This window comes from Pseudomonas sp. GM48 (assembly GCF_000282335.1).
Taxonomy (GTDB): domain Bacteria; phylum Pseudomonadota; class Gammaproteobacteria; order Pseudomonadales; family Pseudomonadaceae; genus Aquipseudomonas.
The window spans coordinates 1-23527 of the sequence record NZ_AKJM01000070.1 but is presented as its reverse complement, the minus strand read 5'-3'; the positions used below and the strand labels follow the sequence as shown (position 1 = coordinate 23527).

General features: G+C 60.4%; 20 protein-coding genes. 9 read left to right on the top strand and 11 right to left on the bottom strand.

Annotation, left to right across the window (positions count from 1 at the left end):
- The 5 genes from tssF to tssB all read right to left on the bottom strand — a co-directional run.
- Positions 1 to 827 (bottom strand): type VI secretion system baseplate subunit TssF (gene tssF, locus PMI28_RS15845; protein WP_007986409.1); only part of this gene is annotated, 827 nt, incomplete at its 3' end.
- Entirely contained in the window at positions 811 to 1254 is a 444-nt protein-coding gene (gene tssE / locus PMI28_RS15850; RefSeq protein ID WP_007986407.1) for a type VI secretion system baseplate subunit TssE, read from the bottom strand. The genes tssF and tssE, both read right to left, overlap by 17 nt.
- A gap of 15 nt (positions 1255 to 1269) precedes the next feature.
- Positions 1270 to 1767: an Hcp family type VI secretion system effector gene (locus PMI28_RS15855; protein ID WP_007986405.1), complete on the bottom strand. Its 498-nt coding sequence runs from the start codon at positions 1765 to 1767 to the stop codon at positions 1270 to 1272.
- A 103-nt stretch (positions 1768 to 1870) separates the two neighbouring features.
- Entirely contained in the window at positions 1871 to 3352 is a 1482-nt protein-coding gene (gene tssC / locus PMI28_RS15860) for a type VI secretion system contractile sheath large subunit (protein ID WP_007986403.1), read from the bottom strand.
- Between the two features lie 28 nt (positions 3353 to 3380).
- Positions 3381 to 3923 (bottom strand): type VI secretion system contractile sheath small subunit, encoded by a 543-nt coding sequence (tssB, locus tag PMI28_RS15865; RefSeq protein ID WP_007986401.1) that lies wholly within the window; start codon positions 3921 to 3923, stop codon positions 3381 to 3383.
- Positions 3924 to 4150: 227 nt separating this feature from the next.
- Here tssB and PMI28_RS15870 point away from each other — a divergent pair, with 227 nt between their 5' ends.
- From PMI28_RS15870 to tssA, 5 genes are read left to right on the top strand one after another with little or no spacing between them, the layout of a single operon-like run.
- Complete coding sequence (locus tag PMI28_RS15870) at positions 4151 to 4600, top strand: hypothetical protein (RefSeq protein ID WP_007986399.1); 450 nt, start codon at positions 4151 to 4153, stop codon at positions 4598 to 4600.
- A gap of 54 nt (positions 4601 to 4654) precedes the next feature.
- Positions 4655 to 5986, top strand: coding sequence for a type VI secretion system baseplate subunit TssK (gene tssK / locus PMI28_RS15875; protein ID WP_007986397.1), 1332 nt, complete (start codon positions 4655 to 4657; stop codon positions 5984 to 5986).
- Between the two features lie 18 nt (positions 5987 to 6004).
- Positions 6005 to 6772 (top strand): DotU family type IV/VI secretion system protein, encoded by a 768-nt coding sequence (locus PMI28_RS15880; RefSeq protein WP_007986395.1) that lies wholly within the window; start codon positions 6005 to 6007, stop codon positions 6770 to 6772.
- Complete coding sequence (locus tag PMI28_RS15885) at positions 6769 to 10590, top strand: type VI secretion system protein (RefSeq protein ID WP_007986393.1); 3822 nt, start codon at positions 6769 to 6771, stop codon at positions 10588 to 10590. Before PMI28_RS15880 ends, PMI28_RS15885 begins: the two co-directional genes overlap by 4 nt.
- Positions 10587 to 11675, top strand: coding sequence for a type VI secretion system protein TssA (gene tssA, locus PMI28_RS15890; RefSeq protein WP_007986391.1), 1089 nt, complete (start codon positions 10587 to 10589; stop codon positions 11673 to 11675). Before PMI28_RS15885 ends, tssA begins: the two co-directional genes overlap by 4 nt.
- Here the strand turns inward: tssA and PMI28_RS15895 are convergent.
- The 3 genes from PMI28_RS15895 to PMI28_RS15905 form a co-directional block, all read right to left on the bottom strand.
- Positions 11672 to 12643: a 2-hydroxyacid dehydrogenase gene (locus PMI28_RS15895; RefSeq protein WP_007986389.1), complete on the bottom strand. Its 972-nt coding sequence runs from the start codon at positions 12641 to 12643 to the stop codon at positions 11672 to 11674. The genes tssA and PMI28_RS15895 overlap by 4 nt on opposite strands.
- A gap of 249 nt (positions 12644 to 12892) precedes the next feature.
- On the bottom strand, positions 12893 to 13480 hold the full coding sequence (locus PMI28_RS15900; RefSeq protein ID WP_007986388.1) for a TetR/AcrR family transcriptional regulator: 588 nt from the start codon (positions 13478 to 13480) through the stop codon (positions 12893 to 12895).
- Positions 13481 to 13509: 29 nt separating this feature from the next.
- On the bottom strand, positions 13510 to 13893 hold the full coding sequence (locus PMI28_RS15905; RefSeq protein WP_007986385.1) for a tautomerase family protein: 384 nt from the start codon (positions 13891 to 13893) through the stop codon (positions 13510 to 13512).
- A gap of 368 nt (positions 13894 to 14261) precedes the next feature.
- Here PMI28_RS15905 and PMI28_RS15910 point away from each other — a divergent pair, with 368 nt between their 5' ends.
- Together PMI28_RS15910 and PMI28_RS15915 are read left to right on the top strand one after the other, a co-directional pair.
- Positions 14262 to 15542: a serine/threonine transporter gene (locus PMI28_RS15910; protein WP_007986383.1), complete on the top strand. Its 1281-nt coding sequence runs from the start codon at positions 14262 to 14264 to the stop codon at positions 15540 to 15542.
- 94 nt (positions 15543 to 15636) lie between these two features.
- The gene (locus PMI28_RS15915) at positions 15637 to 17289 is read left to right on the top strand and encodes a SulP family inorganic anion transporter (RefSeq protein WP_007986381.1); all 1653 of its coding nucleotides are present in this window, start codon (positions 15637 to 15639) and stop codon (positions 17287 to 17289) included.
- Positions 17290 to 17462: 173 nt separating this feature from the next.
- Here PMI28_RS15915 and acnB read toward each other — a convergent pair whose 3' ends face one another.
- The gene (gene acnB / locus PMI28_RS15920) at positions 17463 to 20063 is read right to left on the bottom strand and encodes a bifunctional aconitate hydratase 2/2-methylisocitrate dehydratase (protein WP_033063291.1); all 2601 of its coding nucleotides are present in this window, start codon (positions 20061 to 20063) and stop codon (positions 17463 to 17465) included.
- Between the two features lie 457 nt (positions 20064 to 20520).
- Here acnB and PMI28_RS15925 point away from each other — a divergent pair, with 457 nt between their 5' ends.
- Positions 20521 to 20991 carry a DUF1289 domain-containing protein gene (locus PMI28_RS15925; protein WP_007937731.1) on the top strand — a complete coding sequence of 157 codons (471 nt, stop codon included), beginning with the start codon at positions 20521 to 20523 and terminating at the stop codon, positions 20989 to 20991.
- Positions 20992 to 21149: 158 nt separating this feature from the next.
- Here PMI28_RS15925 and PMI28_RS15930 read toward each other — a convergent pair whose 3' ends face one another.
- Positions 21150 to 22013 carry a universal stress protein gene (locus PMI28_RS15930; protein WP_007986377.1) on the bottom strand — a complete coding sequence of 288 codons (864 nt, stop codon included), beginning with the start codon at positions 22011 to 22013 and terminating at the stop codon, positions 21150 to 21152.
- Positions 22014 to 22175: 162 nt separating this feature from the next.
- Between PMI28_RS15930 and PMI28_RS15935 the strand changes: the two genes are divergently transcribed.
- Positions 22176 to 22784 carry a tRNA-(ms[2]io[6]A)-hydroxylase gene (locus tag PMI28_RS15935; RefSeq protein ID WP_007986374.1) on the top strand — a complete coding sequence of 203 codons (609 nt, stop codon included), beginning with the start codon at positions 22176 to 22178 and terminating at the stop codon, positions 22782 to 22784.
- A 114-nt stretch (positions 22785 to 22898) separates the two neighbouring features.
- On the opposite strand, the gene PMI28_RS15940 is transcribed toward PMI28_RS15935, so the two are convergent.
- On the bottom strand, positions 22899 to 23387 hold the full coding sequence (locus PMI28_RS15940; RefSeq protein WP_007986372.1) for a GFA family protein: 489 nt from the start codon (positions 23385 to 23387) through the stop codon (positions 22899 to 22901).
- Positions 23388 to 23527 lie beyond the last annotated feature (140 nt).

Sequence of the window (23527 nt, the reverse complement as noted above, 5' to 3'; positions counted from 1 at the left end):
GGGGCCCCCGCCAGTGGCAGGTCGAAGAAGTTGAATTTGTCCGCGAAGGCAAAATACTCGGCGAGCAGGCGCCGACCCGGGTGCACCCCATCTTCGTCCGGCAGCAAACCCTCATCGCTGGCAAAACCGACGACTTGCGGCAACCCCGCCAGGGCTTTCGGCGCGCTGCCGACGGGGCCGGCCAGGACTTTCACGGCGTGGGCGCCCAGCAGATCGTAGAGGCAGGCGTTGACCACCGGGGACGCACTCAGGTGGATGCGCAACTGTTCGATACCCAGCGTTGACCACTGGCTGTCACCGAGACAGCGCAGGCCCAGTCTCAATGCCGACCGCGCCTGAACAACGCCGGTCAGGGCCTGGGCTTCATCGCTGCCCAGCAGCAACGCTTCGGTGATTTCCACCGGCCACAGACGCACGGGTGCACTGGTGCGAAAGTGAATGCTTTCGCCTTTGCCGGTGGTGACGAATAACGGCGTGTCGCGAGGCAATGGGTAGCCGCCATCGAGATTGCCTTTGCTCGGGTCCGGCTGGAACTGCACAATCGCGCAGGACGGCAGCGGGCGCATCGCCAATGGATAGAGTTGTTCCAGCAGGGCATCGCTGAATTCAGCGTAGTCGTCATCGAGCCGGCGTTGCAGGCGGGCTGCCAGCAGTGCGAATCCCTCAAGCAGCCGTTCGACGTGTGGGTCGGGGCATTCATCGGGTGACAACTCCAGCCGCCTGGCAACCTTGGGGTAGCGCTCGGCGAAGATGCCGCCGGCATGGCGCAGCCAGGTCAGTTCCTGCTGGTAGTAATCGAGCAGTTGCGGGTCAATCGAGTCGCTCATGACGCACCTCAAGGCCATCGCTTGCCTTCTCGATGACAAATGCCACGGGCCAATGCTGCTGGCCGCTGCGCAGCTCGCCGAGCAGGCGGATGCTCAGTTGCTGCGGATGGTCGGGGACTGGATTGACGTGAACCTCGCCCAGTTTCAGGCGCGGTTCGAAATGGTTGATGGCCTCGCGCACTTCCCGCGCCAACTGACGACGGTCATCGCTACGCTGCTGTTGCAAGGCGGTCCAGTCAGCGATGCCGTAGTCGAGAATGCTCGGCGGGGAGGTGAGCGGGTGTGGGCCGCGTCGGGTGTTGAACAGGCGCAGCAACTCCGTGCGGACCGAGTCGAGCAGGTCCTGGAGGTCGAACACGTGCAGCGTGTCGACCTCGCTTGCGGCCAGTCGCTCGAACAGCGGCGGGAGAAGGCGGGTGCCTGCCATGGCCGACGCGCCCGGTTACTTGACGAGCTTGTTGGCGGCCATGTCCCAGGTCGAGGCGGCCGTGCCTTCCTTGGTGCCGTCGTCTTTCTGCGCGGTCAGCTCCCATTTGATTTTGGTGAAGTTCAGCGACACAGTTTCCACTGGCTTGCCACCTGTACCGCCGCTGACGCTGACATTGGACAGCACCACGTTGGTCAGGGTGTAGATGATGAACGGCATCAGTTGACCACTGCCTTCAGCGGCGTTGCGGCCGATGGTGACTTTGGCTTCCGGGATCGGCTTGCCGGCACAGCAGTATTCATTGAGGGAAGGAGTGGAGCTGTCGACGAATTTGGTCAGCGTGAACTCGCCAATGTGCGGCTTGCCGGAGGTCCGCTCCGAATTGCTGACGTCGTTGGTCACCTGCATGGCCACGTTGTGGCTGTAGGACATGACTTCGATCTTGTCCTTGTAGCCCTCGAGCAGACTGTCGCCTTTGATGTCGCCGCCGAGGTCGAGAATAATTGCGTCCATCGCACAAGCTCCTGAAGAAATTCAATTTAGACACCTGAACTGTTGTCGAACCCTTAACCTGTGGTGAGGGGCAAACCCCCTCGCCACAGAGGTTTCACCGACTTCAGGCGGCGACCGGTGGCGGCAGGGTGGCCACCAGGCGGATCGAGGCGGTCAGCTCTTCAAGCTGGAAGTGTGGCCGCAGAAATACCGTGGCCTTGTAGGCGCCCGGTTTCCCTGCGACTTCCGTCACATCGACCCGGGCTTCACGCAACGGGTACTGCGCCTTGATCTCTTGCGGCGCGTTGTCGTTGATCAGCACGTAGTCGGCGATCCAGTTGTTGAGGTAGGTCTGCACATTGTCGCGGGTCATGAAACTGCCGACCTTGTCACGCATGATCACCTTCAGGTAATGCGCGAAACGCGAGGCCGCGAGCACGTACGGCAACATCGCCGAAATCCGCGCGTTGGCGTTGGCCTCGTTGGTGTTGTAGAGCTTGGACTTGTTGGTGGTCTGGCCGCCGAAGAACACTGCCACGTCGCTGTTTTTCTTGTGGCACAGGGCGATGAATCCCAGGTCGTTGAGCTCTTTTTCCCGGCGGTCGGTGATGGCCACTTCGGTCGGGCACTTGAGCGACAAATCTCCAGAGGTGGTTCGGAAGGTGTGGGCCGGCAAGCCTTCGACCGCGCCACCGCCTTCGGCCCCGCGAATCGCCGCGCACCAACCGTATTTGGCGAAGGCTTCGGTGATGCGTTGCGACAAGGCCCAGGCGGCGTTGCCCCACAGGTATTTGCCGTGGTCGCTGCCGTTGACGTCCTCGACGTAATTGATGCCTTCCACCGGCGAGGTGTCCGGGCCGTAAGGCAAACGCAGGAGGAAATGCGGCAGTACCAGCGATACGTAGCGCGAGTCTTCGCTTTCGCGGAAGGAGCGCCACTTGATCAGTTCCTGGCTCTCGAACACTTTTGACAAGTCACGCGGCACGGCCAGTTCGGTGAAGCTGTTCATATCGAACAACCGAGGGCTGGCGGCGGCAATGAATGGAGCGTGGGCGGCGGCGGCGACGTTCGACAGTTTTTCCAGCAGGCCGATGTCCTGCGGGTGTCGGCCGAAGGTGTAGTCGCCAACGAGCAGGCTGAACGGGTGACCACCGAAGGTGCCGTATTCCTCTTCATAGATCTTTTTGAACAGCGCGCTCTGGTCGAACTCGACGGCTTTTTCCAGATCGTTCTGCAGCTCTTTCTGGGTGACATTGAGCAGGCGCAATTTCAATCGGGAACTGGTTTCAGTGTTTTGCACCAACAGGTGCAAGCCACGCCAGGAGGCTTCGAGTTTCTGTAACTCGGGGTGGTGCAACACCTCGTTGAGTTGCGCGCTGATCAATTGATCGATCTGGCTGATGCGGTCGTTGATCATCGCCACGGTGTCCTTGTCGATGGCCATGCCTTCGTCGAGGACCTGGGTGGCGAACTCCGCGAGCATGTCGCGGGCATAGTCCTGCTGGCTATCGTCATGGGCCATGCGGCCTTCGGCGATGATGCGGTCAAGCAGGGTCAGGCTTTGTGTAGTGCTTTCACTGGTGTTGGCGCTGGCTGAAGCGGGCATGGCGACATCTCCCTAAGTGAATGAGTGATCAGGCTTGCGGTTCGGCCGGTGCTTCGCTATCGCCTGCGGGGGCGGCGGTGTCCGGACGGGCAGACTTGATCTCTTGCAGGCCTTCGGTGTTGGCGATGACGTCGCGCAGCAGTTTGTCCAGGTCATCGTTACCGTCGAGCTTGGTCAGCAGGTCGCGCAGACGCTGACGCGCTTCGAACAGGCGCCGCAGCGGGGTCACTTGTTCAACGACCTTCACCGGGTCGAAGTCGTCGATGTGTTTGAAGTTGAGTTCGATGTTGAGCTTGCTGTCGTCGCCACTGAGGGTATTGGTGACCTGCAAGGTGGCGCGGGGGGCAATCGAGGCGAGCACTTCGTTGAAGTTGTCGCGGTCGATCTCGGTGAAGCGTCGTTCATTGAGCTTGGCAAGCGGCTCGAGCGGCTTGCCGGAAAGGTCGGCCAGAATGCCGACGACCAGCGGCAATTCTTTTTTCTCGATGGCGTTGCCGATTTCGACGTCGTAGGTGATTTGCACCCGGGGTGGGCGGACCCTGTCGAGCTTGTGCTGAGTACTTTCTGCCATGTTGGCTGACTCCGATGCATGAGCGGGCGCAATGCATCGGGAGGCCCGCTCATCGCTTTCCCTTGCTGGACCGTAGGTTAGAAAGGGTGGCAGATGGACCTGTCGTTCCTTTGACAAACCTTCCACATTCGGCATGGGGGGCCGAACTATCCAAGACGCTAGAACAGGTCTATAAAAATGCAAGCGTAAAACAATTTTGGACCGACCCAAGAAAAGGACAATTCATTTTGGTTACGCGTTTTTTTGCTTTCGCCTTGTTCCTGACCCTCGCCGGGTGCTCGTTTTTCGGGCCACGGGTGGACCTTGACAACCTGACCCTGGACGTCGCCCCGAAGGCCAACGACGACACTCCGATTGCCGTGGATTTTATCGCCGTGAATGATCCGGATCTGCTCAAGCAGTTATCGGGCATCACGGCGCGGCAGTGGTTCGCCGAGCGCGATCAATACCAGCGTGACTACCGGCAACTGATGACGGTTTGGGGCCTGGAACTGGTGCCGGGCCAGTTCATCGGCAAACAGCCCTTCCCGCTGGGGGGCAAGCGTGCAACTGGACTTTTGGTCTTCGCCAGCTATAACACTCCCGGAGCACACCGGTTACGGCTGGATGACCAGAGCGATGCCTGGCTCAAGTTCGACAGTCGCGAGATGACGCTGGTCAGTAATACCCCGCAGTAAACACATCGCCAGGCCGCTGGTTTGTGCGGCGACTTAGACGTCGAAGGGAGTCGTATGAGCTTGTTACCTGACGCGGTTTGCTGGCACGAGGGCATGCAATTGCTGCCCCAGCATTTTCAGTTGCAAGGGCTGCGGGCCGAGGCGTTAGTGGCGCATTTTGCCCAGGCCTGCAATCCATGGTACTGGGGCGTGAGCCGGGTCGAGTTCGACCCCGGTGCATTGAGTGCCGGGCTGGTACGGTTGCTCAATCTGCAAGCGACGCTGCCGGACGGTTTGCCAATCAATCTGCAAGTGGGTGTCGGGCCGGCGCTGGAGCTCGATGTCGGCGAAGCGGTCAACGCTTCGGAAAACGCCACAGTCACGGTGTACCTGGCCGTCAGCCCGTTATGGCGTGCCGGTCAATTGCTGCCGCTCAAGGGACGCCTGCAATCGGTGACCGGCGATGCACTGCCGGATTTGACCAGCGGTGAGTCCCCCGAGGCGATCACGGTGTGGCGTCCGAATCCGCGGTTGTGCACGCAACTGAACAAGGCCGATTCCATTTGTTTGCCCCTGCTGAAAATCCGCAAGGAGGGGGGTGGTTTCCTTTCGTTGCCCTACACACCGCCCACGCCGTGCCTGCTGCCCGAATCGGTATTGGGTCGCCGGGTGGCCGGGCTGTGTGCCAGAGCGCGGGAGAAATGCATGTTCCTGGCCGGTCGCCTGCGCCAGGCGCAACAGGCCGGCAATCAAGACGATGCGCTGGAAATCCGTCGACAACTGACGGCGCTTTGGGCGCGTCTGCCGGAGGTCGAGGGTACGCTGAACAACCGATTGGCCACCCCGCAAGCATTGTACGGTTTGTTGCTCGGGCTGGCCGGCGCCTGGTCCGCGCTGGACCCTTTGGCCGGGGTTCCACCGTTCGCCCCACTGGACTTCCTGGAGCTGCAGCGCGGCTATGAGCCGGTCCTTGACTGGCTCGAAAGTACCCTCGATTTGATCCGCGCCGGTTATCGCAGCTTGCCGTTTGAACGCAGCGAACAGAGCTTTTCGATTCAACTGCCCGACGATCATCCGAGCCAGCGTCTGGTCATTGGTTTGCGCATGCCCAACGGCAGCAGCGAACAGGCTGCCAGCGAATGGCTGAGCGGCGCGATCATCGCCTCGGCGCCGCATGTTCCGTTGCTCAGTCGCCAGCGCATGAGCGGTTTACCCCATCAGGCGATGAGCCGTAACGAGCAAGTGGCCTACAGCGTCGGCGACGACACGCGGTTGTTTGTGGTGACGGCCGATGGTCAATGGTTCGACGGGCAATTGCCGTTGCTGATTGTCGCGCCGGCCGCCAAGCCGGCGAGCAGCCCATGGCAAGTGGTGTTGTTTGTGGCCCAGGCCAGTGATGGTGCCTGATCAAGGAAGGGGCGTCGTATGTTTGAGGGGCATGTCGGGGCGGGTACACGGGCCTTGCGCGAAGCACCGTTGAGCAGCGCATTTCGCGAGGCCTGGTTGCAATGGTCCGAGGAATGGAATCGGTTGCCCAAGGACAGCGACGACGATGCGCTGGTGGAGGCGGTGGTCGAGCTGTCGACGCAAATTTCCCAGCGTCTGTGGCGCACCGCTTTCGCCCGGGTTGGCGAAGCGGCGACCGATCAGGTCAAGGCACTGGTCTATGCCTTTGTCGCATTGATCGATGAAACGCTGCTGTTCACGCCGTGGCCGGGCCAGTCCGCCTGGCAAGAAAAACCGCTGGAGTCGCGGATGTACGCCAGCCGTCAGGCCGGTGAAAAACTGCCAACGGCGATCAAGACGTTGCTGGACGAGCAGATTCCCACCACCCGCGACCTGGCCAATGTCTATTTGCAATGCCTGGTGTTGGGATTTGAAGGACAGCTGCGCGGCGAGCAGAGTCAGGCCCAGCACGAAAAGTTGCGCCTGGCGCTGTTCACGTTTGCCTGGCAGCACGACGCGGAGTATGCCGATGTCAGCGCCCGGCTCGAGCAGCCTTCGGCGGTGCCTGCGGTGCAGTTGCCGGTGCTGCAGTCGTTGCCGGACGGCTTTCGTCTTGGCTTGCTCATACTCGCCATGGTCATGATTCTGACCGGGCTGGGGCAGTTCTTCTGGCGTGACATTCGCCAGGAACTCGACCCGGTGTTGCAGATGACCGACTCGGTTGCCACCTCGGAGCAAGACGCATGAGCACGCTGGGGGTCGTAGGGCTGATCATCGTCGTGTTGGTGGTGCTGGCGGTCATTGCGGTGGCGGTATGGTGGTTACGCACCCAGAGCGGGGCGGCGATCCGCAGTTTTTATAACGCGGTCCGCCATATGGAACAGGAGCAGGGCGCTCAGGATCGTTACCAGATTCCATGGTTACTGATGCTCGGCGACGAAACCCAGGGCACTCAATTATGCAGCCAATGGCGTTTGCAACCGACGGATAAACCGGCCTGGTTCGGGCGTTGGTGGTCGGACCCAGAAGGCGCGGTGCTGGTGGTGCCACAAGCGTTGTTTTTGCCTGATGAAGGCATGAGTCTTCAACGCGGCGGCTGGTGGCGCTTGTTGGGATTGATCCTGCGCTTGCGTAGCAAACGGCCATTGGACGGGGTGATCTGGACCGTGCCGGCCAGCCGCCTGGGCGATGTCGAGCAGGCCGCGAACCTCGGTCTGGCGGCGCGCCGGCGCTTCATCGATTTGTTGCAGCGGTTTGGCCTGAGCCTGCCGGTATACGTGGTGATTACCGGCATGGAAGAGCTGCCGGGTTTTCAGGAACTGATCTCGGCGCTCCCCGTCGAAGCCCGCGAACGCACATTGGGCTGGTCTTCACCGTTTGGTCCCGAGGCGGTCTGGCAGGCGCAATGGAGTGATCAGGCGCTGGACCAGGTGAATCGGGCCTTGGCGGAATCGATCATTGAAATCGGTGCGTTGTCCGGCCATCTCAAGGGCGAGCTGTTTGGGTTGCCGGAACAGTTCGAGGCCTTGAGACGCCACCTGCAAACCGTGCTCGAACCGGTATTTCAGGGGAATGCCCAAGGCGAGGCGCCACGTTTTCGTGGGGTGTACTTCACCGCCAACCAACCTTCGCAAGACGCTGCCGACGGGTTCTCGGCCTATGACAACGGGCTGCAACAGAGTGCGTTTACCCGACAATTGTGGCAGCGCCGGGTGGTTGCCGAGCGTGGTCTGGCTCAAGTGGTGCCACGCTTGCTGCGCCTGCGTCAGCGTTGGCAGCGACTGACCGCTGTGGTGGCCCTGGTGGTCGGCGTGATCTGGGCCGCCAGCATGCTCTGGGTCTGGCAGGACTCGGTCAAGGATGCTCATGAGCTGTCGCGTCTGCTGCAAGGCGCACAGAAGAATTACGTTGCAGTCACTGATGAGTCGCATCGGCTGGAGTCGACCCGGCGCAACGTTCAGGGGTTCTGGCGGGTCCTGGAAAAGGCACCGCGCTGGAGCTTCACCTCGGTGGTGTTTCCCACCTCCTGGTTCTCGTCGCTGGACAGGCAACTGGAGGATCAACTGCGCTTGACTGCCCAGAGCCATATGCTGGAACCGCTGCATGACTTGTTGAAGGCGGAACTGGTGCAACTCAAGGCCATTCGCAACACCGAGCGACGGGGCAACGTTGAAAGCGAAGATCCGGCCCAATGGCAAAATTATGTCAAGGCCAAGGACCTGGTGGAGCGCGCGGTACGTCTTGAGCAACAGAATCAATGGTTCAATCAAGCGCTGAACAACCCCAAGGCACCGCTCGAAGATCTGGCGTTGCTGAGCAATAACGCTCTGTCCCTGAACCTCAATGTCGGTACGTTGCACCGTGCGGGTTTTTACAACCGGGTGTTGCTCGATGCCAATGGCGGTGACTTGAAACCGCTGGATCTGGCCATGGAGCGTGCGGTCATCGAGGAGAATTTTTCCGGGCTCATGGAGCGTTGGCTTGACCAGTACTTTCTAGCCGACAACTTCGTTCGTCAGGCCGGTTATCTCAAGCTACATCTTGAGCGGCTGGAGGCTGGCAGCGGCAATTCTCTGGCTGATCTCGAAGACTTGCACGCATTGATCGACGACCTGCAAGCGCTGATCGGGCTGACCAATTCGGCCTGGAGTCGCGGCAAGGGCCAGGACCTGGTGCCAGGTTATCGCGAGATGATGGACAAGGTGCGCCAGAGCAGTCTGCTTGGCCCGCAGGTCGAGCAACAGCTGGATCAGCAAGCATCCACATTGCAGCAAAGCTTTCGTGATCAGTGGATCGCCCAGGCGGGGGCGCGGGGTAACTTGCTGGTTCAGCAAGGCAGCGGGCAACTGACTTTGCAAGTGCACGTCAACCAGTTGAACAATGCGGTGCAGGCCCTGTTCAAACGCGATTTCGTGGCCATCGCCTTGCGCGCAGATCAGGCTGCTGATGCCGTTCAGGGGCAGAACGTCGATGGCGATGATCTCAGCACGGCGCTGAACTATTTTGCCAGCTACAAGAGTTATGCCGCCGAAGAGCTGCCACGCATTCCACCGGCGTATCGCGATGCGGTGCTTCAGGCGGCAGAGGGGGCTGCGGCCAAGGCCATGTGGTTGAGTCTCAAGGATCAGAATGACCAACCCCAGGCCGACGGTGTATTCAACGTGCTGGCGCCGCAGGCCGTGGCTTTGCAAAAAGCCTTCGTCGAGGTGCATCGCAGCGATTTGGCCATGCGTGTGCAAAACGCGCTGAACCGCCGCGCCATGGCCCAGGTGGTCAGCGGTCTGAATGAGATTACCGAGCAGCCGTTGTTCGGCGGACGCAGTGAGATCAGTCAGTGGGACGGCTCGAAAAACCTCGGTCTGCAACTGTACGGCGCCATTGATGTGCAGGATTTGAAGCTGAGCCTCAAGCAGCAATTCAACACCATGCTCAGTATCACCGAACGACGCACCTCGGCGCTGGAGTGGTTGAAGACCCAGCAACAGAATCTCTCGGCGCTGGATTACGAGCGTGTCATGCAATTCAGCGCGCTCAACGATGAACTGCTCAAGTACAAGGAGCAGAACCCTGCCAGTTCGCCGGCCCAGATCGAGCAGTTGGTAAGCCGCGATTTCATTGAGATGGACGCCACGTCCTGCGGCCAGATTTTGCAGACAGCCAGTTTGTCCGGCGGGCGCGGGACATTGGCGTTGCGTGCCGTGGATCTGCAACAGAGCGCGATGCAACGCTGTCAGTTCTTGCAGCAGCAACAAGCCGCGGCGGCATGGAACGACCTGGCCAACTATTTCAATCAATACCTGGCTGAGCGCTTCCCGTTTGCCAGTGGCGTGCAGGCCACCGACGCCGACCCGGCCCGGGTTCAGCACTTCCTCGATTTGATCGACAAACGACTGCCCGTGGCGCAGGCCGGGTTGCAACTCAGCCAGACGCCGGAGCGTCTGGCCGCCGAGGATTTCCTCAACCGTTTGAAGCTGGCCAGCACGTGGCTTGGTCCGCTGTTTGTACGGGACAAGAGTGGCATCCTCGGCGTTGAAATGGACGTGCGCTGGCGCACCGATCGCGAGGAGGAGCGTGGTGCCGATCAAGTGATTGCCTGGGGTTTGAATGCCGGCAATCAACAAATCAGTTACCCCGGCGAACCACAACCGAACCTGCGCTGGATGGTCGGCCAACCGGTCCGGCTGACCTTGCGTTGGGCCAGAAACGGCTCGCAACGCCCGGCCAATGATCCGTCGCAGCCCAACCTGATGGTGCGTGATTTCGAAGCCGGTTGGGAGTACGGTGGCCCGTGGTCGCTGCTGCGCTTGATCCGTTCGCACCAGTCGATGCAGCGCCAGCCGAACATGGACTTCACCGATTTCCCGCTGACATTACGCCTGCCGGTGACTGCCCAGGCCAGCACGGCCGGGCAGACGCTGATGTTTGTGCGCCTGTCGTTAATGAGCCAGGGCTCGAAATTGCCACTGTCCATTCCACCGCTGCCCACCCGGGCCCCGCGTTCACCGTTCATGCAATCCAGGGCGACTGCGTCTGCAACGGTCATGACTCAGGAGGAGGGCCTGTGAACCTGACTTCACCACTGTTGCCGGAGCGGATTGCCCGACTGCTCGAACCGATCAGCGAACAGGCACCCTGCGGTGTGGATTTGCGTTACGAGCGTGAGTTCGACCAGGCGCGTGAACTGCGCCGGGAGGACGACACCAGCCTGCCAACGGGGGTCTGGCAGTCGTCGATCAAGCGGGCGCAATGGCCCGAGCTGGAAAAGCTGACCACCACGTTGCTGCTCGAGCGCAGCAAGGATTTGATGGTGTGCGCCTGGCTCGGTGAGGCCTGGTTGCATCAGGACGGCCTGGACGGGTTGCCGGGCAGCCTCGCACTGGTTGCGGGCTTATGCGAGTGCTACCCCGAGCAGTTTCATCCTCAGGCCGAAGACGGTGACCAGTCATGGCGGGTCATTCCCCTGGAATGGCTGGCGCGGCGCTACAGCGAAGTGTTGCTGACGCGGGTGCCGTTGCTCGATCCGCGTCACGGTGAATTCGACGGTTACTGTCTGGACGCGTGGCGGCGATTACAGCTCAAACAGGTATTGGTCAATGACAGCAAAGCGGCAAAAACAGCGGCGGAAACAGCGCGCGGCGAACAGAAAAAACTCACCGAGCTGATCCGCGCCACGCCTCTGGCCCACTGGCTACGCCGCCAGGACAGCCTGCTGGCGAGCCTGCAGCATCTGCAACGGCTGGAAGCCTGGAGTGATGCGTACCTCGGCGCCCAGGCACCGGGCTTCAAGGGCTTGCAGGGTGTGATCGAAGCGTTATTGACACTGGTTCAGGAGTTCATCGCCATGCAGCCACAACCGTTGATCGGGGCGCCGGTCGAGCCGCTACCCCTGACGGCGTCAGGATCGGCCGAGCTGGCGCCAACGCCATCCACTTCTCAGGTGTTTCGCGAGCCGGCGAGTCGCGACGAGGCCTATCGACAATTGCTGTTGATTGCCGAGTACCTGGCACGCACCGAACCCCACAGCCCCGTCCCATATTTAATTCGCCGGGGGGTGGAGTGGGGCAACAAACCGCTGAGCGAACTGTTGGGCGAACTGATCTCGGCGGATACCGAATCCCGTCGTCTCTGGACGCTGTTGGGCGTCCTTTAATCGGTGACCGAGTACGGCGTGATCGGCATGGGCAAGACGACGGGCGTCAACACCGGTTGATTGGAAAAGAACGCGGCGAGGTTTTTCCCGGCCAGTTCAACGGTTCCTTGTGTGGCTTCCGGGGACAGCCCTGCCACATGGGGTGTCAGGATCACATTGACCAATGACTTGAGCGCTTGCGGCACTTGCGGTTCGGCATCGAACACGTCCAGTGCGGCACCGGCGATACGTCGTTGTTCAAGGGCACTGATCAGGTCGGCGGTGGCGATCACGCTGGCGCGGGCGATGTTGACAATGAAGCCGTTGGGCCCCAGGGCATCAAGGACCGCTTTGTTGATCAGGCGTCTGGTCTCGAGCCCCCCCGGGGTCGCGATGATCAAAAAGTCCGAAGCACGGGCCAGTTCAGTGGGGGTGGAACAGAAGGTGTAGGGCACATCGCTGCGATGCTGGCGGTTGTGGTAACTCACCGTCATGTCGAAGCCATTGGCGGCGCGTTTGGCGATGGCCATGCCGACCGCACCGAGACCGAGAATGCCCAGGCGTTTGCCGGCGAGGGAAGGGCGCATGATTTTCGGCCACTCGCCGCGCCGTACGGCAGCATCACAGCGGGGTATGTCGCGCACCAGCGACAACAGCAGCGCCATGGCATGGTCGGCGACGGACGAGGCGTTGACTCCGGCGCCATTGGTGACGGTGATGCCGCGGTCGGCAGCGGCTTGCAGATCGACGTGTTCGTAACCGGCGCCGATCACGCAGATGATCTTGAGGTTGGGCAGCGCGGCGATTTCATTGGCATACAGCCCCAATGGGCCACGGGTGAGGACGGCGTCGATCTGCCCGGCATGCCCGGCGATGGCTTCGGCGCGCTCGGCGGGTGTCGGGGCCAGAATCAGGTGAAAGCCCTGATGTTCGAGGATGGGCAGGTAATCATTGATGGTTTCAACCAGTACCAGAACAGTTACAGGCATGCTTGGCTCCCTGTGGGCAACGAAAGATCGGCTCGAACGTCACTTGAGACTGCTGATTTCAGGATAGTTTGGCAACCTCCTGCGATCGCAGCCTGCGGTATTTCCTGCGGGGCTGCGCTCAGTGTAGGAGCTGGCTTGCCAGCGATGGTCGTTAACGATAACGCGTGTGAACCGGATAAACGCGGCGCACTTGAGTCCATCGCCAGCAAGCTGGCTCCTACAGTTTCCCGGGAATGCGTGAAGAACCTTTTATTTCGACGCTGAGAGTGCTGCCCGGGCGGCTTCGAGAAACTCATCCGACAACGGATCGCCGCGGGTGGCCCGGGACAGCATCAGCGCACCGAACATCATCGAGTACTGCACCAGCGCCTGTTGGCGTTTGCTGGCTTCGTCCTCTGTGTCCAGCAGCGTACCCAGAGAATCGAGCAGGTTGTTCAGGCCCTGCAAATACGTTTGCCGCAAACCGCTCTCGGCGGCTTCGTGGCACATGTCCCCGGCAAAGGCCACCACCGGGCAGCTGTCGCCCGGATTGTCCCGGCTTTCGCTGGACAGATACAGTTCGACCACGGCGTGGTGGGCGGCGTCCTTGCTGTCATGGTCGGCCACCCGCGCCTGCCAGCGTTGCGCGGCCTGCTCGAAAGCCCGGCCACTGGCCTCTTGCGCCAGGGCTTCCCTGGATTCGAAGTGCCCGTAGAAACCGCCGTGGGTCAGTCCCGCGGCGGCCATCACATCGACAACACTGATCCCGTGCAGGCCGCGTTCACGAAACAGTCGCGTGGCGGCATCGACGATGGTCTCGCGATTGAGGTCGGCTTGTTTGCGGGAAACTCGGGGCATGGGGCACTCTCAGGTCTACAGGTTGAACATCAGAGGGCGTACTGGGCAATCCCGTTGCCGAACGACCAGTTCTCTTTTTTGACTTCCACCAGATTGATGAAAACATCCTCCAGGCGCACCGCGAGTTCTGCATGAAGGCTTTCGGCAATGGTTTTGTAGAGGAGTTTTTTTTGCTCGACGGTTCGTCCTTCGCTCATGGTGATCTGGATCACCACCAGTTGGTCCGTGCGGCTGATGTCCAGGTAACCGGGGTCAAAGATGAAATGCTGCTCATCGTGTTCGGCGAGTATCTGGAAATTATCGTTCTGCGGCACGCCGATGGTGCTGTGCATGGCGGCGTAGATCAGTTGGCCGATGCGTTTGGCGTGGGTGGGGTCCTGATGTTTTTTGATGTCGACGCGAACCAATGGCATGGGAAGACTCCAGAAGGAATGCAGGTCGGTTAAAAATACATGACGCTAGACCTTTATCAAGTGGCAAACGCCATCTTGCGATGAAGCACAGGATCTGAAAACCGCACAAATCCCTGTGGGAGCGGGCTTGCTCGCGAAGACGGCGGCACATTCAGCATTGTTGTGTCTGACACACCGCTTTCGCGAGCAAGCCCGCTCCCACAGGGAGTCTCTCGTCAATCTGGTACCACCGTTCCTCACCTAAGTCTTTGCTTCTGCTCATTAATCCTCCAGAATCGCGCCCCTGTTTCGGCCAAGGCGCCGCCTGTCGGGTATTCCGACGCGTCCTGGCCGGGTGGCAAGTGACCGGAATGTGGAGATCCCACCGGATGAATGATCAGGCCAATAGCGTCAACAAACGCTATGTAGAAGCGACACCAGCGACGCTCTCGAACTGGAATCGTCAAGACACCACCTGGATGCTGGGCCTGTTTGGCACGGCGATTGGTGCGGGAACCCTGTTTTTGCCGATCAACGCAGGCCTCGGCGGTTTCTGGCCGCTGCTGATCCTGGCGTTGCTGGCGTTTCCGATGACGTTCTATGCACACCGCGGGCTGACCCGTTTCGTGCTGTCCGGTCGCGAAGGCGCCGACATCACCGAAGTGGTGGAAGAGCATTTCGGCATCAAGGCCGGTGCGCTGATCACCTTGCTGTACTTCTTCGCCATTTTCCCTATCCTGCTGATCTACAGCGTGGCCCTGACCAACACCGTGGGCAGTTTCCTTGAGCATCAACTGCACATCACGCCGCCACCGCGCGCCGTGCTGTCGCTGGTGCTGATCCTTGGCCTGCTGGCGGTGGTGCGTTGCGGTGAGCAATTGATCGTCAAGGCCATGAGCCTGATGGTCTATCCGTTCATCGTCGCGCTGCTGTTTCTGGCGGTGTACCTGGTTCCGCACTGGAACGGTGGCATCCTGACCACCGCCAGCAGCGTGCCGGCACCATCGGCATTGCTGCACACGATGTGGCTGGCGATTCCGGTGATGGTGTTCTCGTTCAACCACTCGCCGATCATCTCGGCGTTCGCCGTGGACCAGAAGCGTCGCTACGGGGAGCACGCCGAGGAGCGCAGCTCGCAGATCCTGTCCCGTGCCCACCTGCTGATGGTGGTGATGGTGCTGTTCTTCGTCTTCAGTTGCGTGCTGACCCTGTCGCCAGCGCAACTGGCTGAAGCCAAGGCGCAGAACCTGTCGATCCTGTCGTATCTGGCTAACCATTTCAGCAATCCGACCATCGCCTTCGCGGCGCCGTTGATTGCCTTCGTGGCCATTTCCAAGTCGTTCCTGGGGCACTACATCGGGGCCAGCGAAGGTCTCAAGGGCCTGATAGTCAAAAGCGGCAAGCGTCCGTCCGCCAAGACCCTGGACCGCTTGACTGCCGCGTTCATGCTGGTGGTGTGCTGGATCGTCGCCACGCTGAACCCGAGCATCCTGGGCATGATTGAAACCCTCGGTGGCCCGGTGATCGCGGCGATCCTGTTCCTGATGCCGATGTACGCCATCCGCAAGGTGCCGGCGATGGCGCGCTATCGCGGTCAGGCGTCCAATGTCTTCGTGACGGCGGTGGGCCTGGTGGCGATTACCGCGTTGATCTACTCCTTGACCGCGTGATCGACCGGCCTGCTCGCGCAGTGCCGGATTGACAGCTACAGTGGCCGCTGCACGTGATACGTGCAGCGGCTTTTTTTCGCCTGGAGACACCGGATTGTCGAGCGCCCCCAACGCAAACCCCGTTGAGCGACCCAACCGCTGGCAGGACCTGCTGGCAGGTTTGTCGATTGCCGGTCTGCTGCTACCTGAAGCGGTCGCCTATTCAAGCATCGCCGCACTGGCGCCCCAGGCCGGGGTGATCGCCTTGTTCGCCGGATTGCTGTGTTACGGCCTGTTCGGTACCAGCCGTTTTGCCATTGTCTCGGCCACTTCATCGTCAGCCGCCGTGCTGGCCGCTGCCACCGCGACCCTGGCCAATGGCGATCCGCAATTGCGCTCGACGCTGGCCATCGGCCTGGTACTGATGACCGGGGCGTTTTTCCTGCTGGCCGGGTTGTTCAAGCTCGGCAGCGTGACATCGTTCATCGCCAAACCGGTGCTGCGTGGTTTTGCCTTTGGCCTGGCGCTGACCATCATTTTGAAGCAAGTAGCCAGCGTGGTTGGCGTGCATTTGACCGAAGTCAATCTGGTGCGGTTTCTGCCGCAGTTGCTTGAACAGTTGCCGCAATGGAACTGGGTGGCAGCGGGTGTCGGCGCCGTGGCATTGGCCTTGTTATGGCTGTTTGCGCGTTTTCGGCGCCTGCCGGGCGGTTTGCTGGTGGTGGTGATCGGCATTGCGGCGGGGCGGTGGCTGCACCTGCCGGACTATGGCGTGAGGCTGATCGGCTTGATCGACCTGAGCCTGGAGGTGCCGAAGCTGCCGGTACTGGCGTTTGCCGACTGGCTGCGTTTGGGTGAGCTGGCGTTCGCCATGGTGATGATTCTGTATGCGGAGTCCTACGGCTCGATCAGTTCTTATGCGCTCAAACACGGTGACCGGGTTGCCTCGAACCGAGACCTGCTGGCGCTGGGTGCTTCCAATCTGCTGTCCGGTCTGTTCCACGGCATGCCGGCGGGCGCGGGGTATTCGGCGACGTCGGCCAATGAGGCTGCCGGTGCCACTTCACGTCTGGCCGGAGTCGTGGCGGCGCTGGTGGTGTTGCTCATTGTCCTGACGGTGCTGCCGTATATCGCCCTGACCCCGGAGCCGATCCTCGCTGCCATCGTTATCCATGCCCTATGGCGCGGCTTGAGCCTGCAACCGTTGGGACGGTATTTCATCTGGCGCCGAGACCGTTTGCTGGTGATCTGCGCCGTGGGCGCGGTGCTGGTGTTGGGAGTGCTGGACGGCTTGCTGGTGGCGGTGGCGATCAGTGTGTTGCTGATGCTCAAACAGATGTCGGCGGCGGATATCCAGATTCTGGGGCGCATTGATGGCGGTCACGATTTTGTCGACCTGCAACACCATCCTGCGGCGAAAACAGTGCCAGGCGTATTGATTGTGCGACCGGGTGAAGCGTTGTTCTTTGCCAACGTCGAGCGGATTCTTGGCGGCGCCTTGCGTCTGATCCGGCATTCGCAAACGCCGATTCATACGGTGATTCTCAGTCTTGAGGAATCGCCCGATCTGGATGGCACCAGCATCGAGGCGTTGCAGGAGTTTTTTGTGCGGGTGCATCAGGAAGGCCAGTGCCTGATTCTGGCGCGTCTCAAGGATGACGCACAAACGGCATTGGCAGCATTGCCGGAGGTGACGGCTAACGGGGTGGTCCTGAGCGGGCTAAGTGTTGATGGCGCAGTGCAACAAGCCCTGAAGTCGAACGCATAACCTGTGGGAGCGGGCTTGCTCGCGAAGAGGGAGTGTCAGTCGGTGTTTGTATGGACTGACACACCGCTTTCGCGAGCAAGCCCGCTCCCACAAGATTTTTGGTGTTTGAACTGGATGCATAAAAAAACGCCGCCCATCTCACGATGGGCGGCGTTCTTCATTGCTTTGTAACGTTAGGCTTGAACGACCGGGATGTTGGCGTTCGCAGCAGCTTCACGGAACTCGGCGATCTGGTCGAAGGACAGGTAGCGGTAAACATCTGCCGCCATGCTGTCGATCTTGCCAGCGTATTCCATGTACTCCTCGACGGTCGGCAGGCGACCCAGGATGGAAGCCACGGATGCCAGCTCAGCCGAAGCCAGGTAGACGTTCGCGCCGTCACCCAGACGGTTCGGGAAGTTACGGGTCGAAGTCGACACAACAGTCGAGTTCGGCTCTACACGTGCCTGGTTACCCATGCACAGCGAGCAGCCTGGCATTTCCATGCGCGCACCGGCCTTGCCGTAGATGCCGTAGTAGCCTTCTTCGGTCAGCTGGTGAGCGTCCATCTTGGTCGGCGGCGACAGCCACAGACGGGTTGGCAGCTGACCCTTGACCTGCTCCAGCAACTTGCCGGCAGCGCGGAAGTGACCGATGTTGGTCATGCACGAACCGATGAACACTTCGTCGATCTTCTCGCCAGCAACGCTGGAGAGCAGGCGAGCGTCGTCCGGGTCGTTCGGCGCGCAGAGCACAGGCTCCTTGATGTCGGCCAGGTCGATCTCGATGACTTCGGCGTATTCGGCGTCCTTGTCCGCTTCCAGCAGCTCAGGGTTGGCCAGCCAGGCTTCCATCGCTTGAGCGCGACGTTCCAGAGTACGTGCATCGCCGTAGCCTTCGCCGATCATCCAGCGCAGCAGGGTGATGTTGGACTGCAGGTATTCGGCAATCGACTCTTTGGACAGCTGGATGGTGCAACCGGCAGCCGAACGTTCAGCCGAGGCGTCAGACAGTTCGAACGCTTGCTCGACGGTCAGTTTAGGCAGACCTTCGATCTCCAGGATGCGACCGGAGAAGGCGTTCTTCTTGCCTTTCTTCTCTACGGTCAACAGGCCAGCCTGGATCGCGTAGTAAGGAATGGCGTGAACCAGGTCACGCAGGGTGACGCCTGGCTGCAGTTCGCCTTTGAAGCGAACCAGGATCGACTCAGGCATGTCCAGCGGCATGACGCCAGTGGCTGCGGCGAACGCAACCAGACCGGAACCGGCCGGGAACGAGATGCCGATCGGGAAACGGGTGTGGGAGTCACCACCGGTACCGACGGTGTCTGGCAGCAGCATGCGGTTCAGCCACGAGTGGATGATGCCGTCGCCCGGACGCAGGGAAACGCCGCCGCGAGTCATGATGAAGTCAGGCAGGGTGTGGTGGGTGGTCACGTCGATCGGCTTGGGGTAAGCCGCGGTGTGGCAGAAGGACTGCATCACCAGATCGGTCGAGAAGCCCAGGCACGCCAGGTCTTTCAGTTCGTCACGGGTCATTGGACCGGTGGTGTCCTGGGAACCCACGGTGGTCATCTTCGGTTCGCAGTAGGTGCCTGGACGAACGCCGGTCACGCCGCAAGCCTTGCCGACCATTTTCTGCGCCAGGGTGAAGCCCTTGGTGCTTTCAGCCGGTGCTTCAGGCTTCTTGAACAGGGTCGAAGGTGCCAGACCCAGCTCGGCGCGAGCCTTCTCGGTCAGGCCACGGCCGATGATCAGCGGGATACGGCCGCCGGCACGAACTTCGTCCAACAGGACCGGGGTCTTCATTTCGAAGGTGGTCAGGACTTCGTCGGTGCCGTGCTTGCAGACTTTGCCAGCATGCGGGTACAGGTCGATCACGTCGCCCATGTGCATGTTGGAAACGTCGAATTCGATTGGCAGTGCGCCAGCATCTTCCATGGTGTTGTAGAAGATCGGAGCGATCTTGCTGCCGAAGCAGAAACCGCCGGCACGCTTGTTCGGTACAAAAGGAACGTCGTCGCCAAAGAACCACAGTACGGAGTTGGTCGCCGATTTACGCGAAGAACCGGTACCGACCACGTCGCCGACGTAGGCGATCGGGAAGCCGGCGTTGCGCATTTCTTCGATCTGCTTCATCGGACCGGTGACGCCTTGTGCGTCAGGCACGATGCCGTCGCGAGCCATTTTCAGCATGGCCAGGGCGTGCAGCGGGATGTCTGGACGGGACCAGGCATCAGGAGCAGGGGACAGGTCGTCGGTGTTGGTTTCGCCGGTGACCTTGAACACGCGCAGGCTGATCTTGTCGGCCAGGGTCGGGCGCTTCACGAACCACTCGCCGTCAGCCCAGGATTGCAGCACGCCTTTGGCGTGAACATTACCGTTCTTGGCTTTTTCAGCGACGTCGTGGAAGGCATCGAACATCAGCAGGGTGTGCTTGAGTTCTTCGGCAGCTACTGGAGCCAGTTCGGCGTCGTCCAGCAGGTTGACCAGTGTCACGATGTTGTAGCCGCCCTGCATGGTGCCAAGCAGTTCAACAGCGCGCTTCTTGTCGATCAGGGGGGATTTGGCTTCGCCTTTGGCGATGGCAGACAGGAAACCGGCCTTTACATAGGCAGCTTCGTCCACGCCTGGCGGAACGCGATTGGTGATCAGGTCAACGAGGAATGCTTCTTCGCCAGCCGGGGGATTTTTCAGCAGCTCGACCAGGCCTGCAGTTTGTTCGGCGTTTAGCGGCTGGGGAACGATACCCAGTGCTGCGCGCTCTTCGATATGTTTGCGGTAGGCTTCAAGCACAGTTATTACCCTCATCAGTGGTCCCAAATGGGTGTCCGGGACGCTCATCCCGAAATTGCCGTACTCATGCGCTGCATGGCGTTGTGAGCCACTTAGCCAGAATTACCGACAATTCCTTACAGAAGCTGCTTTCAAAGTTTTACGCCTGCAGAACGGGAGCTGATGAGGGTTGGCGTTGGGCTTTTCCCCGCTGGAAAAACCCCTCGCCAACACCGCTCTGAAGGAACGACTGTGCTCGTGACGCTTTGAAAACAGCTTCTAACGGACATTGGCGCCTAAAAAGGCAGGCTGATTCTACGGCAAAAAAAAATTAAAGGTAAGTCAGTGTTTATTGGACTTTGGTGGAGGCGGTCGCCAAACCCCGATTCACCCCAGGCCCTGAACTTTGAGGGGTGATGAATGGCGGACAAAGGGCTAACATGCCGACCTGTTTTGCTTTTTCGCGTTTTGCCTACTTATGCCCAATCAGACCATCAAGACACCCTGCGTCGGCCTTTGCTCCACTGTTTACGGTGACCTGGTGTGCCGTGGCTGCAAGCGTTTCCACCACGAAGTGATTCACTGGAACGGTTACAACGAGGAAGAAAAGCGCGCGGTATGGCTGCGTCTTGAGCAGTTGCTGTCGCAGGTGATGGCCGCCAAGGTGGAAATTTTCGATCCGGCATTGCTGAGAATGCAGCTGGAGCAACGCAAGATCCGTTTCGTGCCTCATCAGTCGGAATATTGCTGGGCCTATCAGTTGATCGCCCGGGGCGCGCGGGTGATCAACAACCTGGAGGCCTACGGAATGGTGTTGTTGCCGGAGTTTCGCGACTGGAACCTGCCGGAACTGCGCGATGCCATTGATCGGGAGTTTTTCCTGCTCTCCGAAGCCCATTACCAGCGCTACATAGCGCCGGGGTTCCTGAAAGACGCTTTCGGCGGCTGACCCACCGAACTGTGGCGAGGGAGCTTGCTCCCGCTCGGCGGCGCAGCCGTCGTAAAGCCGATTCATGGGGTTTGATTGAAAAGCCACGGTGTCCGGTTTTAGGGTCGCTTCGCAACCCAGCGGGAGCAAGCTCCCTCGCCACAAATGTCCGGTAGGCTTCAATGCTTGTCGGCAATCTCCTCCAGATGATCCTCGATCTCCTGCGGCTTGAGCACCAGCACATCGCTCTCGACCGAATCGAGCACCACTTCCGCGGTATTGCCGATCAACGCCCCTGACAACCCGGTGCGTGCCACGGTGCCGATTACCGTCACCGCCGCTTGCAGTTTGTGCGCCATGAACGGAATCAACACGTCCGCCGGGCCTTCCTCGATGTGCAGGTGATTATCGTCAATGTCGAATTCCGCCTGGAACGCCTTGCACTGTTCGCGATAGCGCGCTTCGATGGTTTCGCTGAGCTGAAAAGTCGGGTCTGCTGCTGACAGCATCGGTGAAGGATGGGCGCTGACTACGTGCAAATCGGCCTTGGCCAGGTTGGCGATGCCATAGCCATGATCGATGATGGTGTTGTGCAGGTGGCGATGTTCGCCGTCGGAGTTGCCGACATCGATGGCCGCCAGAATCACCTTGCCCTTCCACGAATCGGAAGTTTTCACCAGCAGCACCGGAGTCGGGCAGTGGCGCAACAACTTCCAGTCGCCCGGGGTCAACAAAGCCTTTTTCAGTGCGCTGTCGGGAAAATGTTGCTTTATCACCAGACCGCAACCTTCCGCCTGCTGCACATCGACGATGGTTTCGTGAAGGCTATGATTCCAGGCCTGCTCGGTGGTGACGGTGTAGCCGTCGGCAAGTAATGCGGCCTTGAGCACACCCAGCATGCCACTGTGATCATGCTTGGGGTCGCACACCAGCAGGTGCAACTGCGCCTGGGTCACGCCGGCAATCAGTTTGGCCCGTTTGAGCGCCAGGCTTTCGGAGTGTTCGGGGTCGATGACCACCAGAATGCTGCGTACGGCTTGCATGAGCGGGATCTCCTGAAATTGAAAAAGCACGGCGTTGCACAACTATAGTTGCTGCCGGCGATTCGGGGACTTGATGCATATCAACGGTTGGCGACTGGTGGTCTGCGGGCAGGCCGGTATAATCGGCGCCCTTCGTTTTGAACCTATTTTTCCGTGAGCCCCATGATCCTTCCCGAAATTCACGAGTTCCTTGGCTGCCGCACCCCAGACGGCTGGATCCAGGCCGCGCTGGCCGATCAGGAAACCCTGCTGATCGACCACAAGAACTGCGAATTCAAGGCCGCCAGCACCGCGTTGAGCCTGATCGCCAAGTATCATTCGCACGTCGATCTGATCAACATGATGTCGCGTCTGGCCCGGGAAGAACTGGTGCACCACGAACAGGTCATGCGCCTGATGAAACGCCGCAAGATCGAACTGCGCCAGCTGTCCGCCGGGCGCTACGCGTCGGGGCTGCGCAAAGTGGTACGCAGTCACGAACCGGTGAAGCTGGTGGATACGTTGGTGGTGGGGGCGTTCATCGAGGCCCGCAGTTGCGAGCGTTTCGAAGCGCTGGTGCCGCACCTGGACGAAGAACTGGGCAAGTTCTATTTCGGTCTGCTCAAGAGCGAGGCCCGGCATTTCCAGGGTTACCTGAAACTGGCCTACCAGTACGGCGACGCCAAGGACATCGCCCAGGTGATCGACAAGGTCCGCGCCGCCGAGCAGGAACTGATCGAGTCGCCGGACGTGGAATTCCGTTTTCACAGCGGTGTGCCTGCTGCGGCCTGATTATTCGGTGTTGTTTTTGCGGACGCCTTCGCGAGCAAGCCCGCTCCCACAGTTGGAATGCAATCCCCTGTGGGAGCGGGCTTGCTCGCGAAGGGGCCATCAGCAACACAAAAACTAACGGCTCAATCCCAGGCGTTCATGCCATTGCGCGATGGACTCTTCGGGGTACACATCGAACTGTTTATCCCTTGGCTGCGCCTGGACCTCAACCCACGGCGCCTTCGAACCCAGCATCAGGTGTGTGTGCTCCGGCGGCACCGGCAGCGGCGTGTCGATGGCCGAGGCAAACGGGTGAATCAATTCCGGCCACTGCGGGCTGAACAGCCATAAACCCGAGCCGCAGACCGAGCAGAAATGCCGCTCGGCCGTGCTGCTGCGGGCGCGTTTGTCACCTTCGTCCTTGAGCCGTGCGTGGTAGATCGCAATGTGCTTGCGCCCGCGCACCTTCAGGCTGGCGGCATCGCCACCGAGGTTGATCGCATAACCGCCACCCCCTTGGGTCTTGCGACAGATCGAGCAGTAGCAACGCTGGTAAGGATAGGGGTGGGCGCTAGTCAAACTGAACGACACCGCGCCGCAATGGCAGGAACCTTCGAGTTGCATGGGAGCCTCCGGCTGTCTTGAGCGTATCCAAGACAGCCTAGACCGTCGCCGGTCGCCACCGGTTGCAGTTTGAGTGTTCAACATGTGCCGGGTTTTGGATGGGGGGTGAATGGGCCGGCCCTTTCGCGAGCAAGCCCGCT